Origin of the sequence: Mucilaginibacter sp. OK098, from assembly GCF_900142915.1 — a bacterium.
Lineage (GTDB): Bacteria > Bacteroidota > Bacteroidia > Sphingobacteriales > Sphingobacteriaceae > Mucilaginibacter.
On sequence record NZ_FRCM01000004.1, the window covers coordinates 475,644 to 498,585 of the forward strand.

At 41.6% G+C, this 22,942-nt stretch carries 21 protein-coding genes; 8 read left to right on the forward strand and 13 right to left on the reverse strand.

What is annotated here, in order from left to right; translation table 11 throughout:
• Positions 1 to 308 precede the first annotated feature (308 nt).
• The 5 genes from BUE31_RS15665 to BUE31_RS15685 form a co-directional block, all read right to left on the reverse strand.
• A complete protein-coding gene (locus BUE31_RS15665) occupies positions 309 to 2,354 on the reverse strand; it encodes a DUF5916 domain-containing protein (RefSeq protein ID WP_143167138.1) in 2,046 nt (681 codons plus the stop codon).
• 620 nt (positions 2,355 to 2,974) lie between these two features.
• Entirely contained in the window at positions 2,975 to 4,165 is a 1,191-nt protein-coding gene (locus tag BUE31_RS15670; RefSeq protein ID WP_073404736.1) for a DUF5009 domain-containing protein, read from the reverse strand.
• Between the two features lie 527 nt (positions 4,166 to 4,692).
• The gene (locus BUE31_RS15675; protein ID WP_073404737.1) at positions 4,693 to 5,094 is read right to left on the reverse strand and encodes an RNA recognition motif domain-containing protein; all 402 of its coding nucleotides are present in this window, start codon (positions 5,092 to 5,094) and stop codon (positions 4,693 to 4,695) included.
• A gap of 128 nt (positions 5,095 to 5,222) precedes the next feature.
• Positions 5,223 to 5,675 carry a 3-oxoacyl-ACP synthase gene (locus tag BUE31_RS15680; protein ID WP_073404738.1) on the reverse strand — a complete coding sequence of 151 codons (453 nt, stop codon included), beginning with the start codon at positions 5,673 to 5,675 and terminating at the stop codon, positions 5,223 to 5,225.
• 650 nt (positions 5,676 to 6,325) lie between these two features.
• Positions 6,326 to 7,126: an alpha/beta hydrolase gene (locus BUE31_RS15685; RefSeq protein ID WP_073404739.1), complete on the reverse strand. Its 801-nt coding sequence runs from the start codon at positions 7,124 to 7,126 to the stop codon at positions 6,326 to 6,328.
• 382 nt (positions 7,127 to 7,508) lie between these two features.
• Here BUE31_RS15685 and BUE31_RS15690 point away from each other — a divergent pair, with 382 nt between their 5' ends.
• Positions 7,509 to 9,077: an alpha-amylase family glycosyl hydrolase gene (locus BUE31_RS15690; protein ID WP_073404740.1), complete on the forward strand. Its 1,569-nt coding sequence runs from the start codon at positions 7,509 to 7,511 to the stop codon at positions 9,075 to 9,077.
• Positions 9,078 to 9,187: 110 nt separating this feature from the next.
• Here the strand turns inward: BUE31_RS15690 and BUE31_RS15695 are convergent, their stop codons facing one another.
• Positions 9,188 to 10,084 (reverse strand): AraC family transcriptional regulator, encoded by an 897-nt coding sequence (locus BUE31_RS15695; RefSeq protein WP_083619985.1) that lies wholly within the window; start codon positions 10,082 to 10,084, stop codon positions 9,188 to 9,190.
• A gap of 124 nt (positions 10,085 to 10,208) precedes the next feature.
• Between BUE31_RS15695 and BUE31_RS15700 the strand changes: the two genes are divergently transcribed.
• Both BUE31_RS15700 and tnpA read left to right on the forward strand, forming a co-directional pair.
• Positions 10,209 to 11,024 carry a phytanoyl-CoA dioxygenase family protein gene (locus BUE31_RS15700; protein WP_073404741.1) on the forward strand — a complete coding sequence of 272 codons (816 nt, stop codon included), beginning with the start codon at positions 10,209 to 10,211 and terminating at the stop codon, positions 11,022 to 11,024.
• A gap of 38 nt (positions 11,025 to 11,062) precedes the next feature.
• The gene (gene tnpA, locus BUE31_RS15705) at positions 11,063 to 11,524 is read left to right on the forward strand and encodes an IS200/IS605 family transposase (RefSeq protein ID WP_073404742.1); all 462 of its coding nucleotides are present in this window, start codon (positions 11,063 to 11,065) and stop codon (positions 11,522 to 11,524) included.
• Positions 11,525 to 11,902: 378 nt separating this feature from the next.
• Here the strand turns inward: tnpA and BUE31_RS15710 are convergent, their stop codons facing one another.
• From BUE31_RS15710 to BUE31_RS15720, 3 genes are all read right to left on the reverse strand, one after another.
• Complete coding sequence (locus BUE31_RS15710; RefSeq protein WP_073404743.1) at positions 11,903 to 13,507, reverse strand: DUF3943 domain-containing protein; 1,605 nt, start codon at positions 13,505 to 13,507, stop codon at positions 11,903 to 11,905.
• Between the two features lie 175 nt (positions 13,508 to 13,682).
• Positions 13,683 to 14,459, reverse strand: coding sequence for an SDR family oxidoreductase (locus BUE31_RS15715; RefSeq protein WP_073404744.1), 777 nt, complete (start codon positions 14,457 to 14,459; stop codon positions 13,683 to 13,685).
• Between the two features lie 117 nt (positions 14,460 to 14,576).
• Positions 14,577 to 16,892: an efflux RND transporter permease subunit gene (locus BUE31_RS15720; RefSeq protein ID WP_073404745.1), complete on the reverse strand. Its 2,316-nt coding sequence runs from the start codon at positions 16,890 to 16,892 to the stop codon at positions 14,577 to 14,579.
• 103 nt (positions 16,893 to 16,995) lie between these two features.
• Between BUE31_RS15720 and BUE31_RS15725 the strand changes: the two genes are divergently transcribed.
• The 5 genes from BUE31_RS15725 (at position 16,996) to BUE31_RS31090 (ending at position 19,018) form a co-directional block, all read left to right on the forward strand.
• Positions 16,996 to 17,364 carry a diacylglycerol kinase family protein gene (locus BUE31_RS15725; protein ID WP_073404746.1) on the forward strand — a complete coding sequence of 123 codons (369 nt, stop codon included), beginning with the start codon at positions 16,996 to 16,998 and terminating at the stop codon, positions 17,362 to 17,364.
• Positions 17,354 to 18,079, forward strand: a complete 726-nt coding sequence (gene recO / locus BUE31_RS15730; RefSeq protein WP_073404747.1) for a DNA repair protein RecO — start codon at positions 17,354 to 17,356, stop codon at positions 18,077 to 18,079. Before BUE31_RS15725 ends, recO begins: the two co-directional genes overlap by 11 nt.
• Before the next feature lie 94 nt (positions 18,080 to 18,173).
• A complete protein-coding gene (locus BUE31_RS15735; protein WP_073404748.1) occupies positions 18,174 to 18,614 on the forward strand; it encodes a DUF6934 family protein in 441 nt (146 codons plus the stop codon).
• A 39-nt stretch (positions 18,615 to 18,653) separates the two neighbouring features.
• Positions 18,654 to 18,815, forward strand: coding sequence for a hypothetical protein (locus BUE31_RS31320; protein ID WP_200801932.1), 162 nt, complete (start codon positions 18,654 to 18,656; stop codon positions 18,813 to 18,815).
• Between the two features lie 41 nt (positions 18,816 to 18,856).
• Positions 18,857 to 19,018, forward strand: coding sequence for a hypothetical protein (locus BUE31_RS31090; protein ID WP_159440697.1), 162 nt, complete (start codon positions 18,857 to 18,859; stop codon positions 19,016 to 19,018).
• A 112-nt stretch (positions 19,019 to 19,130) separates the two neighbouring features.
• Here BUE31_RS31090 and BUE31_RS15740 read toward each other — a convergent pair whose 3' ends face one another.
• From BUE31_RS15740 to BUE31_RS15755, 4 genes are all read right to left on the reverse strand, one after another.
• Positions 19,131 to 19,652 carry an REP-associated tyrosine transposase gene (locus BUE31_RS15740; protein WP_073404749.1) on the reverse strand — a complete coding sequence of 174 codons (522 nt, stop codon included), beginning with the start codon at positions 19,650 to 19,652 and terminating at the stop codon, positions 19,131 to 19,133.
• Between the two features lie 75 nt (positions 19,653 to 19,727).
• Complete coding sequence (locus BUE31_RS15745; RefSeq protein WP_073404750.1) at positions 19,728 to 19,922, reverse strand: hypothetical protein; 195 nt, start codon at positions 19,920 to 19,922, stop codon at positions 19,728 to 19,730.
• A gap of 391 nt (positions 19,923 to 20,313) precedes the next feature.
• The gene (locus tag BUE31_RS15750; RefSeq protein WP_073404751.1) at positions 20,314 to 20,745 is read right to left on the reverse strand and encodes a hypothetical protein; all 432 of its coding nucleotides are present in this window, start codon (positions 20,743 to 20,745) and stop codon (positions 20,314 to 20,316) included.
• Between the two features lie 533 nt (positions 20,746 to 21,278).
• A complete protein-coding gene (locus BUE31_RS15755; RefSeq protein WP_073404752.1) occupies positions 21,279 to 22,778 on the reverse strand; it encodes an AAA family ATPase in 1,500 nt (499 codons plus the stop codon).
• Positions 22,779 to 22,942: the final 164 nt, after the last annotated feature.

Here is a 22,942-nt window from a genome sequence, read left to right on the forward strand (position 1 = left end):
TCAGAGATTAGTTAGCTTCCGGAGTTGGGTTGTCAATATTAGACATTTATTGGTCGCTTACCTGTCAGCGGCGTGCTGTGGGGACACAGTCAGGGGGAATGAGATTAGAGACTGGTGATCAGAGATTAGTTAGCTTCGGGAGTTGGAGTGTTAATATTAGACCTTTATTGGTCGTTTACCTGTCAGCGGCGTGCTGTGAGGACACAGCCCGGGGGTGGGTTAGTTTTTCTTATCTGCAACAGATTTACGAAGTTTTAAAAACTTCGTAAATCTTCTCCCCTAATCTCTAATCAACTAACCTCTAATCACTAATTGTTCAACCAATAGGTAAACTTAAACACAAGCCCCCTGTTTTTAACAAAGAACGGACGGGGCAGGTAGTTATCGGTATAAACAATAAAGAAATCTGATGCCGGGCGGTAGCGCCATTGAAGGCGGGTATTTATGTTAATGTTTTTGCCTTGCTCGTTATATTGAAAAAAGCCGGTCAGGAAAAATTTGTTGGTCATGGTAACATCAACACGTGGCCCAACCAGCCAGAATGTTTTTTGTCCCCATGGTTGTGGCAGCTGCAAATTATTATAGGTGGTGTTCATCTGGATATTTACAAAGGGCTGAAAACGATAGCCAATATCATTTGCCACACTTATCTTTTTTCCTTTGTCATAATAGCCCCCGTAATCCACCGTAAAATCATAGGTAAAGAGACTTTGGGGGATTGAGAAGTACGATAGTTCCGCATTGTGCCAGGTGCTTTGCAATCCTACTGGTAAAAAGCTACCCGTGTAATTTGTTGGGTCGTAAGGCTGCAGCAGCTTCACGTAATCGCGCTCCACCAGGCCGGTTAAAATGCTTTTGTTCCTGAATGTTATTTGATACGAAAAGAAAGCCCGGTTATCTGTCGGATTAAATGATCCATCGTAATAGTCGGTAAGATTAAGCTGCGGGCCGTGGCTCAGAATAGCGCCATGCGTAGGAAAAAAAAGGTACCCGATGTAAGGGTTGAGCTTAATATAGCCTTGCCGCGGCACATAGCCCACACCTGCATTATAGTTTGTGCCAACCACCTCGTACTGGCCGCCAACGTTCCAATATTTATTAGCAAACTGCAGGTTACCGGCCTGCGTAAAGTCGTGCCCTCTTTTATCGGGACTGAATGATTTTAAAACAAGGGCCTTGCCTGTAAATAAATTATCAGCAGACGCCAGGTTAAATTCAAGGCCAAAATTGCTGTTGTATTTCGAGTCGGTTGGGGTTGCCGAGGTTGTTGGCGGGTAGTTAAATGATTCTTTATTTACAAACAGGAACCCAATATTTGAACGGGCAAATACCTTCCTTTGTAAGGCAATAACTGTAAAATTTTGAGCCGGGACGCCCGTTGCATCATTGCTGTTGGTTTGCATATCCATAACCCCGATACGCCAGTTTTGATCAAGCTTGCCGCTTAAACGTGCACCTCCTATTATATTCGATGTTAACCCTATCCGCCTTGAAAAAAACGGCCTGATGGATGCGTACCCAAAGTTGTTGAACTGATCGCCATTCTCTAAGAAAAACTGGCGTGTTTCAGGGTAAAAAAGCTCGTACCTGCTTAAATTGGTTACCTGCTTATCCGCATCAACCTGCGAAAAATCGGGATGCACTGTAAGATCGAGGTTCAGTGCTGATGATATGGCTATTTTGGCATCCCCCCCTGCTTCAAGGTGTAAAGCGGCATTCTTGTGCCCGGCATAGTCCTTGGTTACCCCAGTTAAAACATATGGGATTATGGAAATATTAGGCCCCGGATCAGGCGGTGGCACATCCCATACTAATGTACCTGTATAAGCCAGTGATGCCGTAGGGAATTGGCGAGGAACTGGGGTCCAGCTTGATTTTTCGGTAGTTTTCAAATCATTGCGGCTAAAATTTATACCCCATTCAGAGATTCCTTTTTTGTAACGGATAGATTTAAAAGGGATAGAAGCCTCAAAAACATACCTGTCGGGATAATCCTTAACTGCCGAAACCCATTTGTTTGTCCAGTTCAAATCAACCTTTCCCCCCTCGTACATAGTACCATCCCACTCAGCGCCTACCGCATTTGAACCAAACGAGTAACCATTAGTTTGATCATTATAGGTATCCATAAAGAAAATGAAGTTATCGTTCTTTTGAAAAGCAAAATCGCGCTTTAACGATTCAACCATACTGGGGCCGGCTAATACTTTATAGCATACAGCCAAAATATAGATGTTTTTATCGTCATAAGCCATCCTTACCTCGGTCTTCACTTTTGCAAAGCTGGTATCCATAGGTAAAACCATATAAAAGTTTTTGGCAACCTCGGCATCCTGCCATGCTGGGTCGTCCATATCGCCGTCAATTTTAACAGAGGAGGTTAACCGGTGGATATGATACCGGAATTTATTATTCCTTTTTTGAGCAAAAATATGCAAGCTAAATAAGCAGCAGATGAGTAAAAATCTTAACTTCAAATCCGGGTATTTTTAATGATTAAATTATAAAAAATAAAGGGTTTTCATCGATATAAACCCGGTTTACCTCATTTTTGGGCATTATTGATTATTTCTGCATAAATATCATAATTTGACGAGCCAAAAACATCAATTAAGGCGTAACAATACTGATATTGTTAGTAAACCACCCCTTGTTAGTATTTTTTTGCCCTATAAATGCATTTTTTTTGAAAATAAATGCAAAAAAATTAGTCTGCTAATTCCATAGAATATATATTTGCGTAATTATTATTTTCGGTCTAACCAACTAGTTCTTTATGATGAATAATGAGGTCAGTTACTACAAAAAGAGAAAGCGCTTGCTTCCTCTTTTTTGTTTTAAGGCTATTTTGTACCCCGCCTTATCTCATCCGGCAAATATCCTTTAAGATCTGAATTATACACCCAAAGCATTACCCCGCCTATTCATCATCATAAGTTATCCCCTGGTTTCGGTATTGTATACAGTAAGCGATTTATATTTTAAGCCTGATCCTTCGTTTTTCAAGTACGCCAGTTATAAGGATAACGATAAATGATATGGCAAATGAGCGGATGATACCGCCAGTACCTTCATCTAAAAATTCCGGATACCTGAAATGCACCAGCGACATTAAAGCGACTAATAAATATGGTATCAGATAACAGGTTAACGTGCTTGTGCCTGCCGGTTTAATAATTTTAAACCAGTTTGCTTTGCCTTTAACATCAACCAGGAATATAATAAGCTCAAACATTATTATGCCAATGCCAGTGCATAAAAAGATCCACGCAGGTGTTGAGTGGATTTTTGAGATCCCCTGAGTATATGGCCTTACAAAAAAGCCCAGTCCTATTAATGCGGCGCCTAAAACTGTAAATGCCGGCCATAACCACTTGTAACTTCCTTTCGCAATTATTTTTGAATACAATAACGATACTACCACACCAAACATCATCAAAGCTGCACAGGAGCCATCTTTAATTACCCAGATCTTAAGGCGAAGCATTTCGCCATTAATAACTGGCCTGCCATGAACAATAAGATTTACAGCAACCAGTAATAAAAGAGCAATAATCAATCCTGTAAAGTTGCCTTTTATCAGCAGGTATATGCCTGAACAAACCAGGTACGCCCAGCCTATAAGGCCAAGAATGCCCCACCATGACGGTTCAAGCCAGCGGGTGCCTCCATCTTCGGCAACACCTTTGTATAAAAATGCCAGGACAGCAATAATTACGATACCGGTACCTATTAAGGCATATCGTTTTGTTTTAGCAAGCGTTTCGGGATAATCCATCCAGATTAAAAAGAAACTTATGGTTAGCAGCAATTCCCAAACAGGTAAAGGTAAAAAAGCTTGCTTGCTGTATTCTTCCATATTAACATGAAAAAAGCCCATTACTATTAGCGCAAATGACCGTAACAGGATATAACCGGCTATTGAGACGAAGGAATTACCCTTTTCAATTCGCCTGCCTATGGCTAAAGGAATGGATAAGCCGGCTATAAACAGGAATAAAGGAAAAATTGTATCGGCAAAGTGCATCCCGTCTTCAGATCCTTTAACATGATCAATCCATTTGGGTACATGGCTCACACCACTCAGATCATTAACAAATATCATGAAAAACATATTGATGGCGCGGAGCACATCAATAGACAGGAGGCGTTTCGGCTGAAGCATTGTAAAGGGTTTAATCAGGTTAATAGAAATACTGATTTAAATATAGGAGGTATAGTTCAGATTTTCATGTATCGTTTTTGTTATATTTATAAAAGCGGGGGCATCTTTTTAAAATACACAAGCAAAGTGCAGGAAAGATGAAATTTCAGTAGTGTTTTTGTAGTATGGATATAATTTCATCCATCGGGCATTTCCGCATGTAAACCAAGGCTGGTTGAGCATTATTGCAATGACGCCTTTTTTAGCCAATCAGCAGAAAAGACAAAACAATAGAAGAACTATCTACATTATTACACGGCAAAAGCCTGCGATAATGCGATATAGTAAAGGCAAAGGGAATGCTTTCCGGTAATCAGGAATGATTATCAGCGGGAATTATTCTCCAAAAAAAAGTAAACTAAGACCAAAGGCAAGCCGGGAAAGGTCTTTCAGACCAATAGCACTGCAAATAAGAATTGTTTACACAGGTAGTGATAGAGAGTAAAGGACCTCACCAAGTAGCTAAGGTCCTTTACTTATATTTTATATTACCAACGGCTACCACCGCCGCCACCGCCACGGTTGTTATCCCTTGAGTAACCGCCGCCACCGCCGCTTCCGCCACGGTTACCGCCGCCGCCATAGCCGCCACCGCCACCGCGATTGCCACCATAACCACCGCCGCCACCGCTTCTGCGATCGTTCGGTTTCTTTTCTTCTGCCTGGCTTACCGCAATTGATCTGCCTTTAACATCAGCGCCGTTTAATCCGGTGATCGCTTTTTGAGCGGCCTCATCGTCTGACATTTCTACAAAGCCGAAACCTTTGCTTCTGCCGGTTTCTCTATCACTAATTAATTTTACGGTGCTTACTTCACCATAGGCTTCGAAAAGCTCTCTTAAATCGGCTTCCTCTAATGAGAATGGAAGACTTCCTACGAATATGTTCATCAAAATTTAATTTATTACGGGCAAGTCTACTTTGCTTACCATCTTTTTATTAACATCAAATATAGTAATAGATATTTTATACTTACTGCAACTATTTACAAATACACGTAAGTTATTTTAAAAATTTATTAAATAACCTGTTTTATGTGATATATTTTGTCGTTCAACTTAAACTCAACCCCCTTTTTTTGCCCCAAAAGCTTTAAACCAATTGGCGAAGCCGGTGAAATGGCAAAAAACTGTTCATTATTAACAGTTAACACTCCGGCACTTACGGCAATATAAAAATTACCGCTGCCGGTTAAAACTACGCTCCCAGTCTCGGCTTTATCAGTAACCGCATCCGGGCTTATCTTATTCAAGGCTACCTTTAATTTATTGGCTTCGTTTAGCTGCATCATATTCCGGTCGGTTTCCTGCTGCGCCATTTCACGCCCGGTTTCGTATTTATCACCCGCACTGCTCTTCGTATCATCTGTAGATGCTTTCTGGGCATCATTAATAGCCTGCTGGGCGGCATCCATACGCATTTGCACATAGCTAAGACATTGGTTGTATAATTCCTTTTTAAGATCGCTCATGTTTTTTGTAGTCCGAAAGTCGGAAAAGTCCGAAAGTCCGAAAGATAGTTTTTTTAGTCGGAAAGTCTGGAAAGCCAGTAAAGACTGAGAGAAAAAGGTTTGATGATTTTATAAAAGCCCGAAAAATTTACAGGATAGCATCTTCCGGACTTTCGGACTTCCTCCAAATACGAAAACCCCCTTGCACTCGCTGCTTGGGGGCTTTCAACCTAAACCTTATCACAATTATAAATGCGAGAATGCATTTATATTACACTACTAACGCAATAAGTAAGGTGATGTTTTATTGAATTAAAAAAACTTACCATTTTATGATAATTTATTTTTTCCTCGCTTTGTAATTGTAGCTTAATAGTTTCCCCGATAAAAAACAGCCAGACACCTCCCCAGTTAAAAAACATACACTATTAAGCAAAAAAATCACAATCTGGTCAAACAATGCATTTAATATTTTGTTGTAACAAGGCAATAATATATTACGCCACTTTTAAGTGTGCAAAAAATTAAAGGCCATGAATAAAACCTACAAAAAAACCAAATTAAAGGATTATAAAACCACCTTATTGCTCCTTTCACTTTTATTGATAGTTATGAGTATTTTTATAATATTCCACTAAAAACCACCTAAAAGAAGATAATTAATTAGCGGATTACAGGTAAGAGGCAAAAAACTTTAGCGACTGGGTAATATGCCTGGCCCAGTATGTCCATTCGTGGCCGCCGGGGTGTTCTTCATACAAATGCAACATGCCTTCTTTGTCCATTTTTTTATGAAGGCTCCGGTTATAATTTATTAGCAGGTCGCTGGTGCCACAATCAAAACGTACCGGTGGTAATTGTTTACGGTAGTGTAAAAAGGTTTCAAACACGTCCTCGTCTTTTATATTGTCCTGCGCATATCGTTTTAGCGATTCCGCGGCAAAGAATTTTATTTGTGGTAAGCTGGTGATTGATGAGTGTCCTGAGATGGCTCTGAATTTATTGCCATATTTAGCCCCGATCCGCAATGCGCCAAAGCCCCCCATTGACATACCCGAAATAAACAACGGCGAATGCTTGTTAACGCCTTTTATGCATTCGGCCAAAGCATCAGGCACATCCTCGGCTATCCACTTTTCAAAATTATACCCATCAATTGGCAGGAAAGCCGAACCATCGCCCCACATCCCGTCTGAGGGCATTGCGATTATCATTGGGGGCAGCTCTCCACTTTCAATAAGTTCCTGGGTTTTTAAATGTACGCCGGAACTATAGGGCCAGCTCCATGCACTGCCATAAACGCCATGTAAAAGTATTACTACAGGTAAAGTATCAGTACTTACAGTACCGGGCGGAACATAAACACAAATATCGCCCCTGCCTTTAAGGTTCGGAGTTTTTACGGTTATAAAACGGAGATTATTGCTTTCAAACGAAGGATTTGATATTTCTAAAGTCTTAAATCTGGGCATGGGTAAAACAAGTTCCGGTCTGATCCTGAATGTGATCATTAAATGTAATTGAAAGTGTTATTTTTAGTGTGTGGTAATTGTATTTTAAAATGGTAACGTATTGTTTTAACAAATCGCTACACTTGTTAAGAAATCATTGCGGCAGCTTTTTCATATAAATTTCAGCATAGAAAGGATAGCACAAAATAACCATTATTAATCGGTTAAAAGATGTGCAAATTGTTTATTTACTGGCGAATCTTATTCATTATTGCCATACTTCAATAAATTGCAGGCTATAGCTGCAATATTTTAATGATAAAATTTGCCATTATTATACTAAATTCCGCATTGTTTTTTCTTTAAAGGATGTATACTTTCAGCCTGCCAATTAAACACCCGGATGAAACCTAAAGCAGTAATAATTACGCTGTTGCTATGCATTTTAACGATCAGCAATAGCATAGCTTTTAAGCCTAAACAAAACAGGAACCGTGAGGAGATCATTTATCACATTTTTCAACGAAGCTTTTATGACAGCAACGGCGATTTACATGGCGATTTGAACGGCATCCATCAAAAACTGGATTACCTGCAAAAGCTTGGGGTTACGGCTATATTACTTACCCCTTTATACGAGTCGGTTTTCTATCATAACTATTTCTCAAGCGATTTCAAGAAGATAGACCCCAGGTATGGCACATTAAACGACTATTTAAGCCTTGTAAAAGACCTGCACCATCGCGGCATGAAGTTTTATATGGATATGGAGACCCAGTATGTTACTGATGACCACATATGGTGGAAGGACGGGCTGAATAACCTGAACTCGCCCTATAGCGATTTTATTATTTATGACGATAAGGCACACGCAAAGCCAACTACCATTGTATACAACCTTGAAGGATTAAAAGGTTATGATGATGTTTACCGCAAAATAACTACCGTTAATTTAAACAGTCCGAAAGTGCTTGAGTATAATTACCAGCTTTTTAAATACTGGATGGATCCTAATGGCGATGGTAATTTTGACGATGGTGTTGATGGCTTCAGGCTTGACCATATGATGGATGACCTGGACGGCAAGCATATTATGCCGCATTTGTTTGATACCTTCTGGAACCCTTTATTAAGCAAACTAAGGCTGGTAAATCCAAAGATAAATATAGTAGCCGAGCAGGCCCAGTGGCTATCATTAGGCTTGGATTATTTACAGCATGGCGGTGTCGACAGGGTGTTCGCATTCCGGCTGGCATACGCCATCCGGTCGTTCAATAAAAAGATGCTGACTGAAAATGCCGACTCAACTTTTACGGCTACGCCAGCGGATAAGCAACAAATAGTATTTATTGAGAACCATGATACCCCCAGGTTTAGCTATGGGGTAAAAGGAGATGTAGATAAATTAAAGATAGGCGCCGCCCTAAACCTGCTGATAGGCGGTGTCCCCTCAATTTATTACGGCCAAGAGTTAGGAATGACCGGCACCAGCGCAGCCTTTGGGGCTACCGATGCAAACGAGATCCCTGATCGTGAGGCTTTTGAATGGTATAAGACAGACCAGGGCAAAGGCATGGCTTACTGGTACAAACAAACAGGCCCGCATAAGGATACTTTCAATAATGATAAGCCAAACGATGGCGTCTCACTCGAAGAAGAACAGAATGAGCCAAACTCGCTCTGGAACTTTTACCGGCAGATGATAGCCCTCCGCAAAGCAAACCCGGTTATATCAACAGGAGCCTATAAAACATTGCAAAATGATAACGACCAGGTTTTCTCATTTATCCGATACAATGGCAATAAACAGGTTATAGTAGCCGTAAATTTATCTGGTAAACCCGTTAGTGCAAACATTACTCACGAAGATAACAACGGCTTAAAGGTGCTGTTTGGCACAGCTAAAGCTGTTATAAGCGGCAATTCAATAGCTGTAAGTATCCCTGCTTATGGCGTTGAGGTTTGGAACTAAGATTCATAGGATTAAAAGATTGCAGGATTATACGATTGCTGTTTTTCTTGACTCTTGTCTCTTGTTTTCTTGACTCTTATTTCCTGACTCTTACTTCCCGAGTTAATTCCTCACGCCATCATATTATCATCTGCTTCATCAAAACTGCTTATAAACTTTTTGCGGTAATTAAGCGGGCTGAGGTGCATTTTCACCTTAAACATTTTGTAAAAATGGGAAACATCACCAAAACCGCTTTCAAAGGCAATTACTGATATAGGTTTATCTGTTTGTACCAGCTGTTGTAAAGCATAATTAAGGCGGTACTCAATTATGGTTTCCATAAAGGTTTTGCGGGTTATTTTTTTAAAGTATTTGCAAAAGGCGTTGGTGGTCATGTTGGCAATACCCGCTGCAACATCCAGCGAAACCGGTTGCCTGAAATTTTCAACCAGATAAGCAAACACCGGGTTTATGCGTTCCTGTTCGGCAAGGGAGCGTTCTGCAATTACCTGGTTTTGGTCCAGTTGAGTATATTCGGCAGATTGTGCCAGCCGCTGTAATATTTCCAGCAGGCCTACCAGCTTTCTAAAGCTACTTTCTTCCCTGTTTAATGCCAGCAGGCTTTGGTTAACAACTTTTTGTGTCTCGCCATTAAAGCTTATACCGCTCCCGCTCTTTTGAAAAAGACGCTGGATATGTTGCAATTCGTTTTTATTAAAGAAATCATCGCCCAAAAAAGCGCCGTCAAATTGTACCACAATAGCGCTTGCCTGGGCCTGCGCTTTTCTATCGGGATCAAGCTTCCAGCAATGGGGGAGATTGGGGCCGATGAACACAAGATCACCACTGGCAAAATTTTGCATATGGCTGCCAACGTAGCGTTTGCCGGCACCCTCCAAAATATAGGTAAGCTCATATTCAGCATGAAAATGATAAGGCGCATCAAAACCAAAGCTATCGAACTTGCGGAACAGGAACGATTGGCCATTTGCAGGTTGCAAGATCTCATACGAGGCCTTTATCATAGTATATTTTAATAATTTTTTATACTATGTTAAATATAGGGATAAAATAATCCATAATTACACCATTTAAAACATTTTTTTTTGGTGGAAGTATAATTTACTTTGAGCATAAACTAATTAAATTATGAGTAAACAGACTTTGCCATCGCTGGATGACTTTATAAAAACCCCGCAGGGTAACATTGATGAGTTCCAGGAAAAAGGGCATACCCTTTTTAAAGGAGTGCTTACTGCAGATGAAATAGATATATACCGCCCTGTAATTGTTAACGCTGCGGACAAGTACAATACCGAAAAACGCAAACTGGAAGACCGTGATACTTATGGCAAAGCTTTTTTACAAATAATGAACCTGTGGCAAAGTGATGAAGACGCCAGGAGGTTTGTATTGGGAAAACGCATGGCAAAAATAGCCGCCGACCTGATGGGGGTTAGAAATGTACGACTGTACCATGACCAGGCCTTGTTTAAAGAACCCGGGGGCGGCCCTACCCCCTGGCACCAGGACCAGTATTACTGGCCTATTGATACCTTTAACACCATAACCATGTGGATGCCACTGGTTGATATTGATGTAGATATGGGCATGCTTACCTTTGCATCCTGTTCATATACAAAAGGCTCTATATTTAATTTTGAGATCTCGGACGAATCGGAGAGTGCTTATGCCGATTATGTTAATGAAAATGAATTTCAGATAAGCCGCGCAAAAACTATGAAGGCCGGCGATGCTACCTGGCACAGGGGATTTACAATGCACCATGCCAACGGCAATAACTCTGATAAAATGCGCGAGGTTATGACTGTTATTTATGTTGCCGATGGCGCCCGTGTAACACCTTATAAAAACAGCTGGCAAAAAAACGATCACGAAAAATGGCTGATGGGTGTGCCGATTGGTGAGGAGATCAATTCAAAGCTGAACCCGAAGTTGCTTTAGAAAAGGATCATCTTTTTTGTTAATTTAGATTTAAAAAGATGGCCAATACATTTTCACAAATCTACCTTCAATTTGTTTTTGCAGTAAAAGGCAGGCAAAATTTGATAGCAAAAGAATACAAAGAAGAAGTACATAAATATACTACCTCACTTGTGCAAAACAGGAAGGCTAAAATGCTTGCTGTAAATTGCATGCCTGACCATATTCATTTATTTGTAGGCTTTAAACCAACAATTTTAATCTCAGATTTTGTAAAAGAAGTTAAAGTTGAAAGCAATGAGTTCATAAATAGTAAAAATTGGATAAGAGGAAAATTTAACTGGCAAGAAGGATATGGGGTATTCTCTTATTCTCATTCGCATATTGATGCAGTAATTAAATATGTAATGAACCAGGAAGCTCACCATCAAAGAAAAACATTTAAACAGGAATATTTAACACTATTAGATAGGTTCGAAGTTCCATTTGAAGAAAGATTTTTGTTTGATTTTATCGAATAACAAAAATAGTTTAAGGAGGCTCCTACAGAGCCAAATTGGTTGGTTATTTTTCTATAAACACGTAGCTCCTATGGAGCTCAGGTTGATTAATAAAGAACCATGTTAACAAATAAGCTCCGGAGGAGCAACCTGTTTGTAGAAAAATTCTACGAATACCCAGGCTCCATCGGAGCCACCTTATTCCGGCAAAAAAACGATCATGAAAAATGGTTGATGGGTGTGCCGATTGGTGAGGAGATCAATTCAGAACTGAACCCGACGCTTTTATAAAAAGAGAGTCAGGAAAGAAAGAGTCAAGAATCAAGAGGATAAGAATCAGGAAATAGATTCTGAACCTTGCTTTCTTGATTCCTGATTCCTAGCTTCTTGATTCTGTGTTCAATTATATCGCCCCTTACGTTGCGGATCTTCAAGAAACCACAACAGGAAGATCTTTTGCTCCGTCCTAACCGAGTGAATGCCGGCCGGTAATGCTTTTAAATACCGGTCATCGTAATATATAAAATGCTCAAAACCCAGGCTTACATTCTCAAACAGCCTGAAAGTAACACGTGGCTTTAATATACTAATATTATTATTGCCGGCCTGGCCAACGTAAGTATGCATTAAGAAATAGTAATATACAAATGATGCACTAGCATACTTGCCAAAGTTAATAGTACTTTCAAATTTGGCCTCAATACCGTCATTATAAGTATAATCCCGAACCTGTGATGTATCCGGGCCGAATCGGGTACTATTACCCGCTAAAGGCACCAGTGCAAAATGCGCATTGGTATAAAGCGATACATCTTTACTTATTGGGTATTTAGTGAACACTCCGCCGCCTAAACCTATTGCGCCTAACTCAAAAGTTTTATTATCCCAATAATCATCATACTGAAATGCGCCGTACATTACCGATAGCTTACCTATATTGGTGTTATTTCCAAATAAAATTCCATAGCCTGTTAAATTATCAAGCAGCTTCCTTCCGGATCCGAAACTAAACTCAGTGCGGAGCCTGAAAAAATCAAATGGTTTGCGGTAAATATCTTCAAAGGGGTTACCATAATCAAGTTGAACATTTAATAATATTTCAGTTGGCCCGGTGCCAAAAACTGTACTATTAGCATCATTTATTTTGTGTACCCCTGCAAATAAGGTAACATTAAGGGGTTCCTTCTGGTAAACTTCGGTTGTAGTATGTCTGAAAGATTTGCCCTGCAATAAGCGGTTAAGTCCACGTACCGGGTCAATAAGTCCGGCGGTAATTTCACGAAAAACCCTGTTTGCTCCCCTTGTGCGGTCATCAAGGATGTTTGAGCTAAGCCGATAAAATATTTCACCCAAAAATGCCCCGTTTACCGGCGTATTAATTACATCATTGTATGATGGGCGGGTAGTTTCGCCAAAATATTCCCACATTAAACTGCCACCAATTGCAAAAGGAATTGATTGCAGGTAACTGTAGCCCTGGGAACGCGCCGCATTAAAGTACATAGAGCCGGTGTAAGGGTGACCAATGAAGTTTATCCCAAACCTGTCTGAATCCCACTCCCAGCCTTTTTGAATATTGAACTTCCATGAAGCAGGGCCTACATGCGAAAAATCTTCGCCAAGGGCCCTGTCTAATGCATTGGTGAATACGTTTATCCCTAAAACTTCAACGGTAGGTTTCCACATTGGATACCTGGGGTTAAACTTTATATCATCATTTAAAAGATCACCGTATTTATTGCGGAAGGTGGTATCAATGCCAGGATTTTTTTTGGGTTGACCGCCAGTTGAATCAGACAGGAGTTTTACCTTAACTGCTTTTATGTTTTTCAGTTGTTCCTGGGTAGTGCCCTTACCTGGCTTTATGGTATCAATGGGGGTAACTTTTTGGGCTAAAACACTTGTTGAGATCAGGAGAAGAACACATAAAGTTTTTATGTTTCTTAGGTTTTTAATTATGCCAGGTTTAATTTTCCTAACAGGTAAAATGTAGAGTTTTTGCATAATAGGTAGCGTTGATGCTTACAGGCACAACCTTTATTATGCTAAAGTGTTTCATATGTTAACAAATCATTAACATATTGAAATTCAATAATTTCTATCGGAGATAAAAAGAACGGGCTTATTCTTAGCTCTGCTATAAATTTTACAGATTAAATGTAATTGAAAATTTAAATTATTAAAAAATGCTTCGGTTTGCCCCGCCATCAACCTGTATGGTTGTACCACTTATATAAGCGGCCTGCTCAGATGCTAAAAAGGCAACAAGGGCCGCCAATTCTTCGGGTTTACCTATGCGGCCGAGGGGAATATTCTTCGCTTTTTCCGCAAGGGCTTGTTCAAGGTCAATACCCTGCGGAATGGTATGTTTCAACCTGTCAGTAAGGATCATGCCGGGTGCAACATTGTTTACAGTGATGTTGTAAGGACCAAACTCATCGGCCATTAATTTAGCCATGCCTACAACGCCCATCCGCATGCTGGTTGAAAGTACCGAACTTGCCAGCACCGCTTTTACCGATCCGCTGATGATATTGATGATACGACCGCTCCCTGTTTTTTGCATATGTGGCAATACAAGCCTGCTGGTGCGCGCAACGCTGAGCAGGTTAAGCTCAAAAGCCTTTTGCCAGGCATCGTCATCAAAATTTTCGAATTTATTAAATGGCGGGCCTCCGGCATTGTTCAGCAAAATATCTATCCGTCCAAATTTGGCAGCAGCCTGTTCAATAAAGTTTTTAATCTCATAGCCGCTGGATACATCAACCGGGATAGCAACAACTTCATTACCTGTAAGCTTCTGGATCTCAGCAGCAGTTTTAGCCAGTTCTTCCCCATCGCGCGAGCCAATAATAACCTTAGCACCTTCGGCAGATAAGGATGTGGCTATGGCTTTGCCAAGGCCCTTGCTTGCTGCCAATACTATTGCTACTTTGTTGGTGAGATGTAAATTCATTTAGTTGATTAGGTTGATTGTGTTAGATTAAGTTGATTAGGTTATTTCATTTATAATTGAACAAGTTGGATTAGGTTTTAGTTTTATTCAACTTAATCAACCACTCTCCTAATCAACTCAATCAACTTCTTTCTTCTTCTCCCTCTTCTCTACACTCAATAAAAACGCCGGCAGCAAAGTCAAATTACTGATCATCGAAACCAAAAGCGTTACTGAAAGCAGGATCCCCAATGCTTGTGTACCGCCAAACGTAGATGCGGCAAAGATACCAAAGCCGAAAAATAGTATGGTGGCAATATAGATCATGCTGATACCAGTTTCGCGGATGGTATCTGAAACTATGGTGGAGATGCTTTTTTTAGTACTCTTTAGCTCCTGCCTGTACCGGGTTATAAAGTAAATGGTTTGATCGGACGAGATGCCCATGGCTATACTAAAAATAAGTATGCTTGATGGCTTTAGCGGAATGCCGAAAAAACCCATAATTCCTGCTGTAATAACCAGCGGGATCAAATTTGGCAGCAGGGATATGGCTATCATCTTTATCCCTCTAAACAGCACCCACATTACACCGGCTATTAAAAATATGGCCCATGCAAGGCTTTCGTACAGGTTTTTAACCATGTAATTAGCACCCTTTATAAATATAATGCTCGACCCGGTTAATTCTACATGATATTTTTTAGGATTGAATATAGAATCAATACCCGGCTGCAGATCGGCCAGCACTGTATTCATCTTGCTTGATCCTATGTCAATCATCTCGAAAGTAACCCTTGTAAACCGGCGGGTACTATCAAGGTAACTTTTAAGCATATCACTGCTCTTGCCCGAGTTACCTGCATAGCTTAAGATAAAGCCCTGTTCCATTCCACTGGGTAAACGATAATAGGCCGGGTTACCCCCATAAAACGACTGTGTTAAAAATTTCAGTCCCTGGGTTAATGATAATGAGCGGCTAAATTCAGGTTTAGATGAAATCAGCTTCTCCAGTTTTTCAACCTTACGGATAACCGCATTATTCATCACCCCGTTTTTGTGTTTAGTATCAATGCTTACTTCCAGTGGTAAAACGCCTTTAAAGTTGGTTTCAAAAAACCTAAGATCTGCCAAAGTATTATTTGATTTGGGCAGATCGTCAACAACGTAACTGTTCACGTTTATCCTGCTTACACCATAGATGCATACAATTACAAGAACTATGGTTATAGTGTAAATTGTTCTGCGATGATTATGTACAACGTAGTCAAGCTGTTTTAAAATTCCCTGTGTAAGCTTACGGTCTTTTATTTTGCTTTGCCTGTCTTTAGGTTTTGGTAAATAACTAAAAATAATGGGCACCAGGATAATACTTAAGGCAAATGTTACCATAATGCTGGTTGACGCCACCATACCAAACTGGATTAGCAGTTCGCTGTTGGTAAGGCATAGCACAGCAAACCCAATGGCGGTAGTAACATTGGCAACAAAAGTGGTAATGCCCGCCTTTGCAATTGTGGAATGCAGCGCTTGCATTTTATTACCGGTAAGGGCGTACTCGTAATAGTAATTATTTAAAATAAACAGGCTGTTTGGGATCCCGATTATTACCACAAGCGACGGCATTATGCCTGTAAGTATGGTAATTTCGTAATGCATAAGCACCAAGATCCCCAGGCTAGATGTTACACCAAGCAATACCACCACAACCGGAAAAAATACGGCATAAAACGAGCGGAATATTAAGATAAGGATGCTAACGGTAATTAACAACGATAAGCCCAGAAACAGCACAAACTCGTTCTTTATCAGGTCGCCGGCTACTGTGCGGATCAATGGTAAACCAGAATAATGCATTTGGATCTGGTGTTTCTGTTCAAATTGCTTACCGTACTTTAATATTGTATTTAAAATAGGGACGCGCTTGGGTGTGTTTATAATTTTGCCATCAAAGCTAATAGCCATTAAGGTTGATTGCCCGTCATCGCTCAAAACAAGGCCTTTATAAAATGGCAGGGAAAGAAATTTCTGTTTTACACTGTCGGCAGTTTTATCACTTGCAAGTAAACCGGGAGTTAAAGGTTTTAATACATACTTATGCTGCAGCGTATCCTTTGTAATATCATATACGTTGGCTACCGATATAACACCATTAATGCCTTTTATTTTTTTAACGTTATTGGCTATAGTATACCAATCGTTATAAACATCCTTATCAAAGATCTTTGGTGATTTAAAGCCAATCACCATGGTATTTGCATCCTGCCCGAACATTTTTTTAAACTGCGTGTACCTGATGTAGGCAGAATCAGTTACAGGCAGCACCTTCCCGCCGTTAAAAGTTATGCGCACCTTACTTGCCTGGTAGCCCATAAAAAGGCTCGACAAAACAATGAGGCCTAATATCAGGAGCCGGTTTTTTAAAATAAGATCAGCAAGCTTTTTCCAGATCATTTACAATAGAGTATCAGGGGGGCTAAACTACGAAAATAGATCAATCAAGTGATTTGATTAAATGAGATTGTGACAATGTTTTGAAATGTGCAGATTTGTATAAATGAAAAAACTTATCCGCAGCTTTGGTTATGCATTTAAAGGGGTGGCTTATGCTACCACAAGTCAGCTAAATTTCAGGATTCATTTGTTTGCAACTGCAATTGCCTTGCTGCTGGGCTATTTTTTACATATAGCAACAAGCGAATGGCAATGGCTGATGCTTTGCATTACCATAGTGCTGGTTACCGAGATCTTTAATACCATGATTGAGACACTGGTAGACCTTGTATCCCCCGGTTACAATGAAAAAGCGGGCCGGATAAAGGATATGGCGGCCGGCGCTGTTGTTATTTCCGCAGCATTTGCCCTTATTACCGGGATCATTATTTTTTTACCAAAGCTATTATTGCTGATAAGCCATGCTGCATAAAACCCGCGGCATAGTATTTAAAACTACTGATTACGGTGAAAGCAGTGTAATTGTGCAGGTGTTTACAGAAAAGTTCGGACTGCAATCGTACATGGTTAACGGGGCAAAAAAGCCAAAAGCAAAAATAAGCCGCAACATGCTGCAGCCGCTGCACCTGCTTGATATGATAGTTTATCATAAGGAAACAGGCAATGTGCAACGGATAAAAGAGCTTAAAAACTCCCCTCCTTTGCTAACCATACCCTATGATGTTATTAAAAGCAGCGTAGCCATGTTTTTAAACGAGGTGCTGTACAAAGCTATCAAGCAGCAATCGGCAGATGAGCAGTTATTTGATTTTGCATTTAGCGCTATTGAATGGCTGGATAACCAAACCGAAGGGCTTGCTAATTTTCATTTGCTTTTTTTAATAAGGCTTACCCGTTACCTGGGCTTTTACCCTGACCGTTACCTTGCCGGCGAAGCTGATTATTTTGATTTGAAGAACGGGGTTTTCAGTAAGTATAAGCCCGATACTGTTTTATACCTTTCGCCACCGCATACGCAAAACTTTACTGTGTTACTGCAATGCACGTTTGAAACCATTGCTGTAGTAAAACTAAGCAATGACGAGCGCCGGTATCTGATTAGTAAGCTGTTGGAATATTATACCCTGCATATTGAGGGGTTTGGGAATATTAAGTCGCATGAGGTTTTGGAGGAGGTGCTGGGGTGAGAAGATTTATCCCGTCGGTTCAAACCCGCTTGAACCGGCGGGGGTTTCAAATTCATTTAATTAAGTTTACATTTTAACCACAGATAATTAATCTATGCACTTAGATCGTTACGCGTCTTTTACAACCGATTATCAGGATTATGAGTTTTATAGCGATGGGCCCAAAGGCCGGGTTAAAAAAACAGTAATGTTCACAAAAGCCCAGGACGATCCACCTATTTACAATTTGGCGTTTGGTGATGTAGACCCGCACACTGGCATAGTGAGTGATATTGTAATTACCGATAACAAGGATAGGGACAAGGTATTAGCCACAGTAGCCAACACTATCCATGCTTTTTGTAATCATTATGGCAACCATTATATATATGCGAGAGGCAGCACCCCAGCAAGAACAAGATTATACCAAATGAGTATTACCCGGTTATGGGAAGAACTTAGCATAGATTTTGAGGTGCATGGTGTTATAGATAATATTTCCTATGAGTTTCAAAAAAATGTCAACTATGAGGGATTCTTGGTAAAGAGGAAATAAAGCAGTAAATTTGATAGACAGAATAAATAAATAGTTGTTATGGCTGTAGTTAAGAAAGCAGTAATTGAAAAAGGTTACGGCGATGTTATTGTGATAGACAATGTTAAAAGTCACGCTAATGACCCATTTTTTGTAAAAAAAGTGGAAGACGCAAAAAAGGCGTTAAGTAAAATAACTTTACCGGGGAATAAGAGTAAATAGCGAACCGGAGGCACAGGCCACGAACAACTGGAGGGATTGATATGTCTACAGTTAAGAAAGCAGTTCAAGACACTTTGCAACAAGATGTGATTAGCGATAAGGTGAGAGATTACGCTAACGAGCCTTACTTTGTTAAAAAGGCAGAAAAAGCAAAAGAATTTTTACGCCAACATCCTATACCTGAGCGCTATCTGAAAAAGTAAATCAACCAAACATTATACAAAGCCGGTGAGATCCGGCTTTTTTTATTTAGATCCCTCCCGCCGGTTCAAGCGTCCCGCTTGAACCCAAATGCCGGTCAGCGTCCCGCTGACGTTACCAAATCACCTTCAGCGGGCTTTCAGGATTCGCACTGCTATACCAGTATTCGTGTGCCGAACCAACAAACCCCGCCCGTACCGGGTTTTCGTGAGTATAATCGATTTTTTGTTCGATAACCGCCGGGGTGTAAAGAACAACCGGGTAATTGCCGTTTTGCCAAAGCTGATGTTTTTCATTTAAAGGGTTGTGCTTACCTGCCCTGTCAAAAGCTTTCAGCATCCAGTCACGCCGGCTTTCCTGTGTGTTGCCGGCTATCATCTTATAAAGTTCTTTTGATGTGTAGCTTTTAAAGCGCCCCAATACATCGCCTAATGATCCATCCGTAACATTGGCTACCATGTGGATGTGATTAGTCATGATGACATAGGCATAAATATTCAGGTTTGCGTTTTGTTGGCACCATGCAAGGTTTTCAATAATAAAATCACTGTAATAGCGGCGGGTAAATAGGTCTATCCAGTCTACTACGGTTAAAGTAACGAAGTAAAGCTCGTCGGTTGAGGCGTTGCGTTGCATGGTAATAAATGTGCGGAATATTTTGTGATATTGCAAAGGGGTTAATGTAAGCGAGACGCTTACATTGGTTTGGGTTCAAGCGGGACGCTTGAACCGGCGGGGGTTAGTCATGATGACATAGGCATAAATATTTAGGTTTGCGTTTTGCTGACACCAGGCAAGGTTTTCAATAATAAAATCACTGTAATAACGACGGGTAAATACGTCTATCCAGTCTACTACCGTTAAGGTCACGAAGTAAAGTTCGTCGGTTGAGGCGTTGCGTTGCATGGTAATAAATATGTGGAATATTTTCTGATATTGCAAAGGGGTTAATGTAAGCGGGACGCTTACATTTGTTTGGATTCAAGCGGGACGCTTGAACCGGCGGGGGGGGGGGGAATTTAATCGCTCTTCTGACGCGGGAATGCAACGCGAGTCATAGAAGTGGGCTATCGTGCTCCGCCTGCTAAATTGCCACCATGCATCCGGCTGTATCCTTTCCAAAACATTGAGGTTCCTTGATTGTCCTTTGCATAGATCGCTTTCCCGAAACAAGTTCGGGACAGGCTGTTCCTCGCAATGACGCGCGGGGGGATTTCACGGGTTATTTCACCTCTGGGGCCAGACTGAACAGCTACCAAAAGTGCAAATGCGATTCGTGATTTCCTGTACCGGGTTATCAATCATCCTCCTCACCCTTATCATCCTTCCAACATTTAATATATATAATATTGGGGTTTTCCGGCTCTTGTGGCAGGTCCCTGATTTTGCCAATAAAAAGGTCATCCTTTTCGTTGGCCCAGATCTCATACTCCAGTTCGCCGGGTATTTGGCCGATGAGTATGGTTCGGGGTGGGATCTCAAAGTGTCGCATAATCTTCAGGATAGTGCGCCTGGTCTCTGTCAGCTCCTTAAAAGTTTTGTCCCCTTTCGCTTTAGCAGCTTGTACCTTGCGGTCATAGCTGATCATGTCGTCTATATCGTTTAAACTGTTTTGCCTGCTATAAGGCGGCGCATTGTCTAACAGGTTTTTGAAGCGTTCACAGCGCTCTGAAAACAGTTTTGTGAGTTGGTAGTATTGGTTGCACCAGGCGGTAAATTCATCGGTCATGGTTTTAGTGTTTAATTGGGTATGAAAAATCTTTTTGCGGCATGGTTGCTGGGTGAGCAATAGCCGGGTGCGTGGGGGTTAAACGGCTCGCTGCCCTTCCAGGGGTTTAAGGTTACCCACAAGTTTTTATGCGCCTTAGGCGCTACCGCTTTGTAGAAATATCAAATAAGCAGCTAACAGCTCTGTTAGGTGCTGCCCTCAGATAGCAAGATAAACATGCATTGATGTAGAAGGGTAAGCTCTATGAGCAATGTCATTAAGTTAAGAGAACGCTGGTGATAACAAACCACATAGCAATGTCCAGTAGCCCCACCTAAATCCTCCCCGGTAGGGAGGACTTGAAAAAAACAAACGCGGGCGAAGCTAAGTCTCTCCGCTAACCAGCGGAGGAGATTTAGAGGGGGCTACCAGGCTTTTGGGGAGAGTCACGTTTGTGTTATCCCTTAACTTAATGACATTGCTCGATGAGGCACAATATCATGCGTTTATTTTTCTACAAAGCGGTAGCCCGCTGGCTAGCGGGCAGATCGTCGTCATGGTTGTTTTGCAGATGTGGGATCATGGTAGCCTGGGGGGAGGGGGGGGATTTGTGCAGATGCTTTTTCGTGCGTCGTCGTCTGTAATATTTGATCCAGCAGTTCCGGCGTGAGTAGCTTATCAATTGTTGATGTTTTGCGGTCGTATTCGGGGTTGAACTTTACATGCTGCGATGCTTTTTGGTCATTGGTCATTACGTCATTGGTCATTGGTGAATCTGCATGTTGGTCATTGGTCATTATGTCATTAGTCATTGGTGCAGATCCATTTTGGTTATTGGTCATTAGTGCATCTGCATTTTGATCATTGGGCATTACGTCATTGGTCATTAGGTTATTTGCACATTCTTCTCCATCCGCACATCCATGCATCTGCATATCCGCACATCCTTCCTCATCCGCACATTCACGCATCTGCACATCCGCACATCTGATAAGTCGGTTAACTGTAGCCGGGCTGATACCCAACTGTCTGGCGATGTTGCGCTGGCTGAGGTCGGCAGCGGATAGGGTGGCTATTTTATCTGCCAATTGCCGGCGATCTGCGGTGCTGCGGCTAAGCAGGTGATGGCGTTCTGCGCTGTAGTCTTCGAACTTGAAGTACAAAAACGCGCCGGGTTTTTGGATCCGGCACAGGCATACATTATCGTGGCCGTAGCGCTGGCGGGTGTTGCGCTGCTTGATTTGTTTGAGGTAGCAAAGATCATTGTCGAGGGTGCTTTTGCCGATGGCGAAGGCGCTGTCGGCAAAGTTGATGAGCAGTTTGCTGCCGTGCAGGTCGTCGGCGCTGATGGGTTGTGTGGCGTTGCGCCGTTTTGGGGTATGCGCCAGTACCAGGATCGATAGGTTGTGGTCGTTTTTTAGCGCTTTAAGGCTTTTCATGAGTGCAAGCGCCACTGCCGAATTTTCGGTGCCGCCGCGCAGGCAGGTAATGTTATCGATAATGAGTACGGTGGCTTTAGCCTGTTTTACTTTATATTCTATGGCGGCAATGAGCAGCTCGTTTTCGTTGACATTAGGCGGCGGGTCGGGGATGAAATTATATTGTGCACGGAAAAAATTATCCGAAAACTGGTGATCCTCTTTGTCTTTGGTGTACCGCAGCCCAAACTGCGACTGGCTCAGTTCGAAATCGATGTAGAGCACCCGGGCAGGCGGGGCCTGGCAGGTAAAAGGCGCAATGCTTTGTCCGCGTGCAATGCTTTCGCCTAGCTGCACGGCCAGCACCGATTTGCCGATGTTAGTATCCGCGAACAGCATGCACAGTTCGCCCTGGTGCCAAAGCTCGCCAAACAGCATTTTGGCTTCGGGTTCGCGCCGGGCCAGCTCCAGCCAGCGGTTGCCATTTTCAATGGTAAACATGCGGCGACAGTCTTCAGGACTGGGTCGTGAGGGTTCCTGGCGGCTTCTTTTGGCAGGGCGGAGCGGCAGTCCGCGGCTTTCAGCGCGCAGTTGTTCGATGATGGGCGGGCGTTCGGAAAGTGGGTTGCTTGGCATGGGAATAACGTTTACATCAAATTTAATTGATTGCAGCCGTTAATGTGCTGACAGTGTTTTGTCAGTAGGGTGAATTTATAAACCGGCTAAATTAAACGCGGTTTTTTTCATTTCGATGGGTTTGAATCCTCAATTATCGCGATGGGCGTTGCCCATCGCTAACG

Excerpts from the sequence above, each read along its gene's own strand:
- BUE31_RS15665 (WP_143167138.1), bottom strand. The coding sequence starts at position 2,354 with ATGGACGACCCAGCATGGCAGGATGCCGAGGTTGCCAAAAACTTTTAT.
- BUE31_RS15670 (WP_073404736.1), bottom strand. The coding sequence starts at position 4,165 with ATGCTTCAGCCGAAACGCCTCCTGTCTATTGATGTGCTCCGCGCCATC.
- BUE31_RS15675 (WP_073404737.1), bottom strand. The coding sequence starts at position 5,094 with ATGAACATATTCGTAGGAAGTCTTCCATTCTCATTAGAGGAAGCCGAT.
- BUE31_RS15680 (WP_073404738.1), bottom strand. The coding sequence starts at position 5,675 with ATGAGCGATCTTAAAAAGGAATTATACAACCAATGTCTTAGCTATGTG.
- BUE31_RS15685 (WP_073404739.1), bottom strand. The coding sequence starts at position 7,126 with ATGCCCAGATTTAAGACTTTAGAAATATCAAATCCTTCGTTTGAAAGC.
- BUE31_RS15690 (WP_073404740.1), top strand. The coding sequence starts at position 7,509 with ATGAAACCTAAAGCAGTAATAATTACGCTGTTGCTATGCATTTTAACG.
- BUE31_RS15695 (WP_083619985.1), bottom strand. The coding sequence starts at position 10,084 with ATGATAAAGGCCTCGTATGAGATCTTGCAACCTGCAAATGGCCAATCG.
- BUE31_RS15700 (WP_073404741.1), top strand. The coding sequence starts at position 10,209 with ATGAGTAAACAGACTTTGCCATCGCTGGATGACTTTATAAAAACCCCG.
- tnpA (WP_073404742.1), top strand. The coding sequence starts at position 11,063 with ATGGCCAATACATTTTCACAAATCTACCTTCAATTTGTTTTTGCAGTA.
- BUE31_RS15710 (WP_073404743.1), bottom strand. The coding sequence starts at position 13,507 with ATGCAAAAACTCTACATTTTACCTGTTAGGAAAATTAAACCTGGCATA.
- BUE31_RS15715 (WP_073404744.1), bottom strand. The coding sequence starts at position 14,459 with ATGAATTTACATCTCACCAACAAAGTAGCAATAGTATTGGCAGCAAGC.
- BUE31_RS15720 (WP_073404745.1), bottom strand. The coding sequence starts at position 16,892 with ATGATCTGGAAAAAGCTTGCTGATCTTATTTTAAAAAACCGGCTCCTG.
- BUE31_RS15725 (WP_073404746.1), top strand. The coding sequence starts at position 16,996 with ATGAAAAAACTTATCCGCAGCTTTGGTTATGCATTTAAAGGGGTGGCT.
- recO (WP_073404747.1), top strand. The coding sequence starts at position 17,354 with ATGCTGCATAAAACCCGCGGCATAGTATTTAAAACTACTGATTACGGT.
- BUE31_RS15735 (WP_073404748.1), top strand. The coding sequence starts at position 18,174 with ATGCACTTAGATCGTTACGCGTCTTTTACAACCGATTATCAGGATTAT.
- BUE31_RS31320 (WP_200801932.1), top strand. The coding sequence starts at position 18,654 with ATGGCTGTAGTTAAGAAAGCAGTAATTGAAAAAGGTTACGGCGATGTT.
- BUE31_RS31090 (WP_159440697.1), top strand. The coding sequence starts at position 18,857 with ATGTCTACAGTTAAGAAAGCAGTTCAAGACACTTTGCAACAAGATGTG.
- BUE31_RS15740 (WP_073404749.1), bottom strand. The coding sequence starts at position 19,652 with ATGCAACGCAACGCCTCAACCGACGAGCTTTACTTCGTTACTTTAACC.
- BUE31_RS15745 (WP_073404750.1), bottom strand. The coding sequence starts at position 19,922 with ATGCAACGCAACGCCTCAACCGACGAACTTTACTTCGTGACCTTAACG.
- BUE31_RS15750 (WP_073404751.1), bottom strand. The coding sequence starts at position 20,745 with ATGACCGATGAATTTACCGCCTGGTGCAACCAATACTACCAACTCACA.
- BUE31_RS15755 (WP_073404752.1), bottom strand. The coding sequence starts at position 22,778 with ATGCCAAGCAACCCACTTTCCGAACGCCCGCCCATCATCGAACAACTG.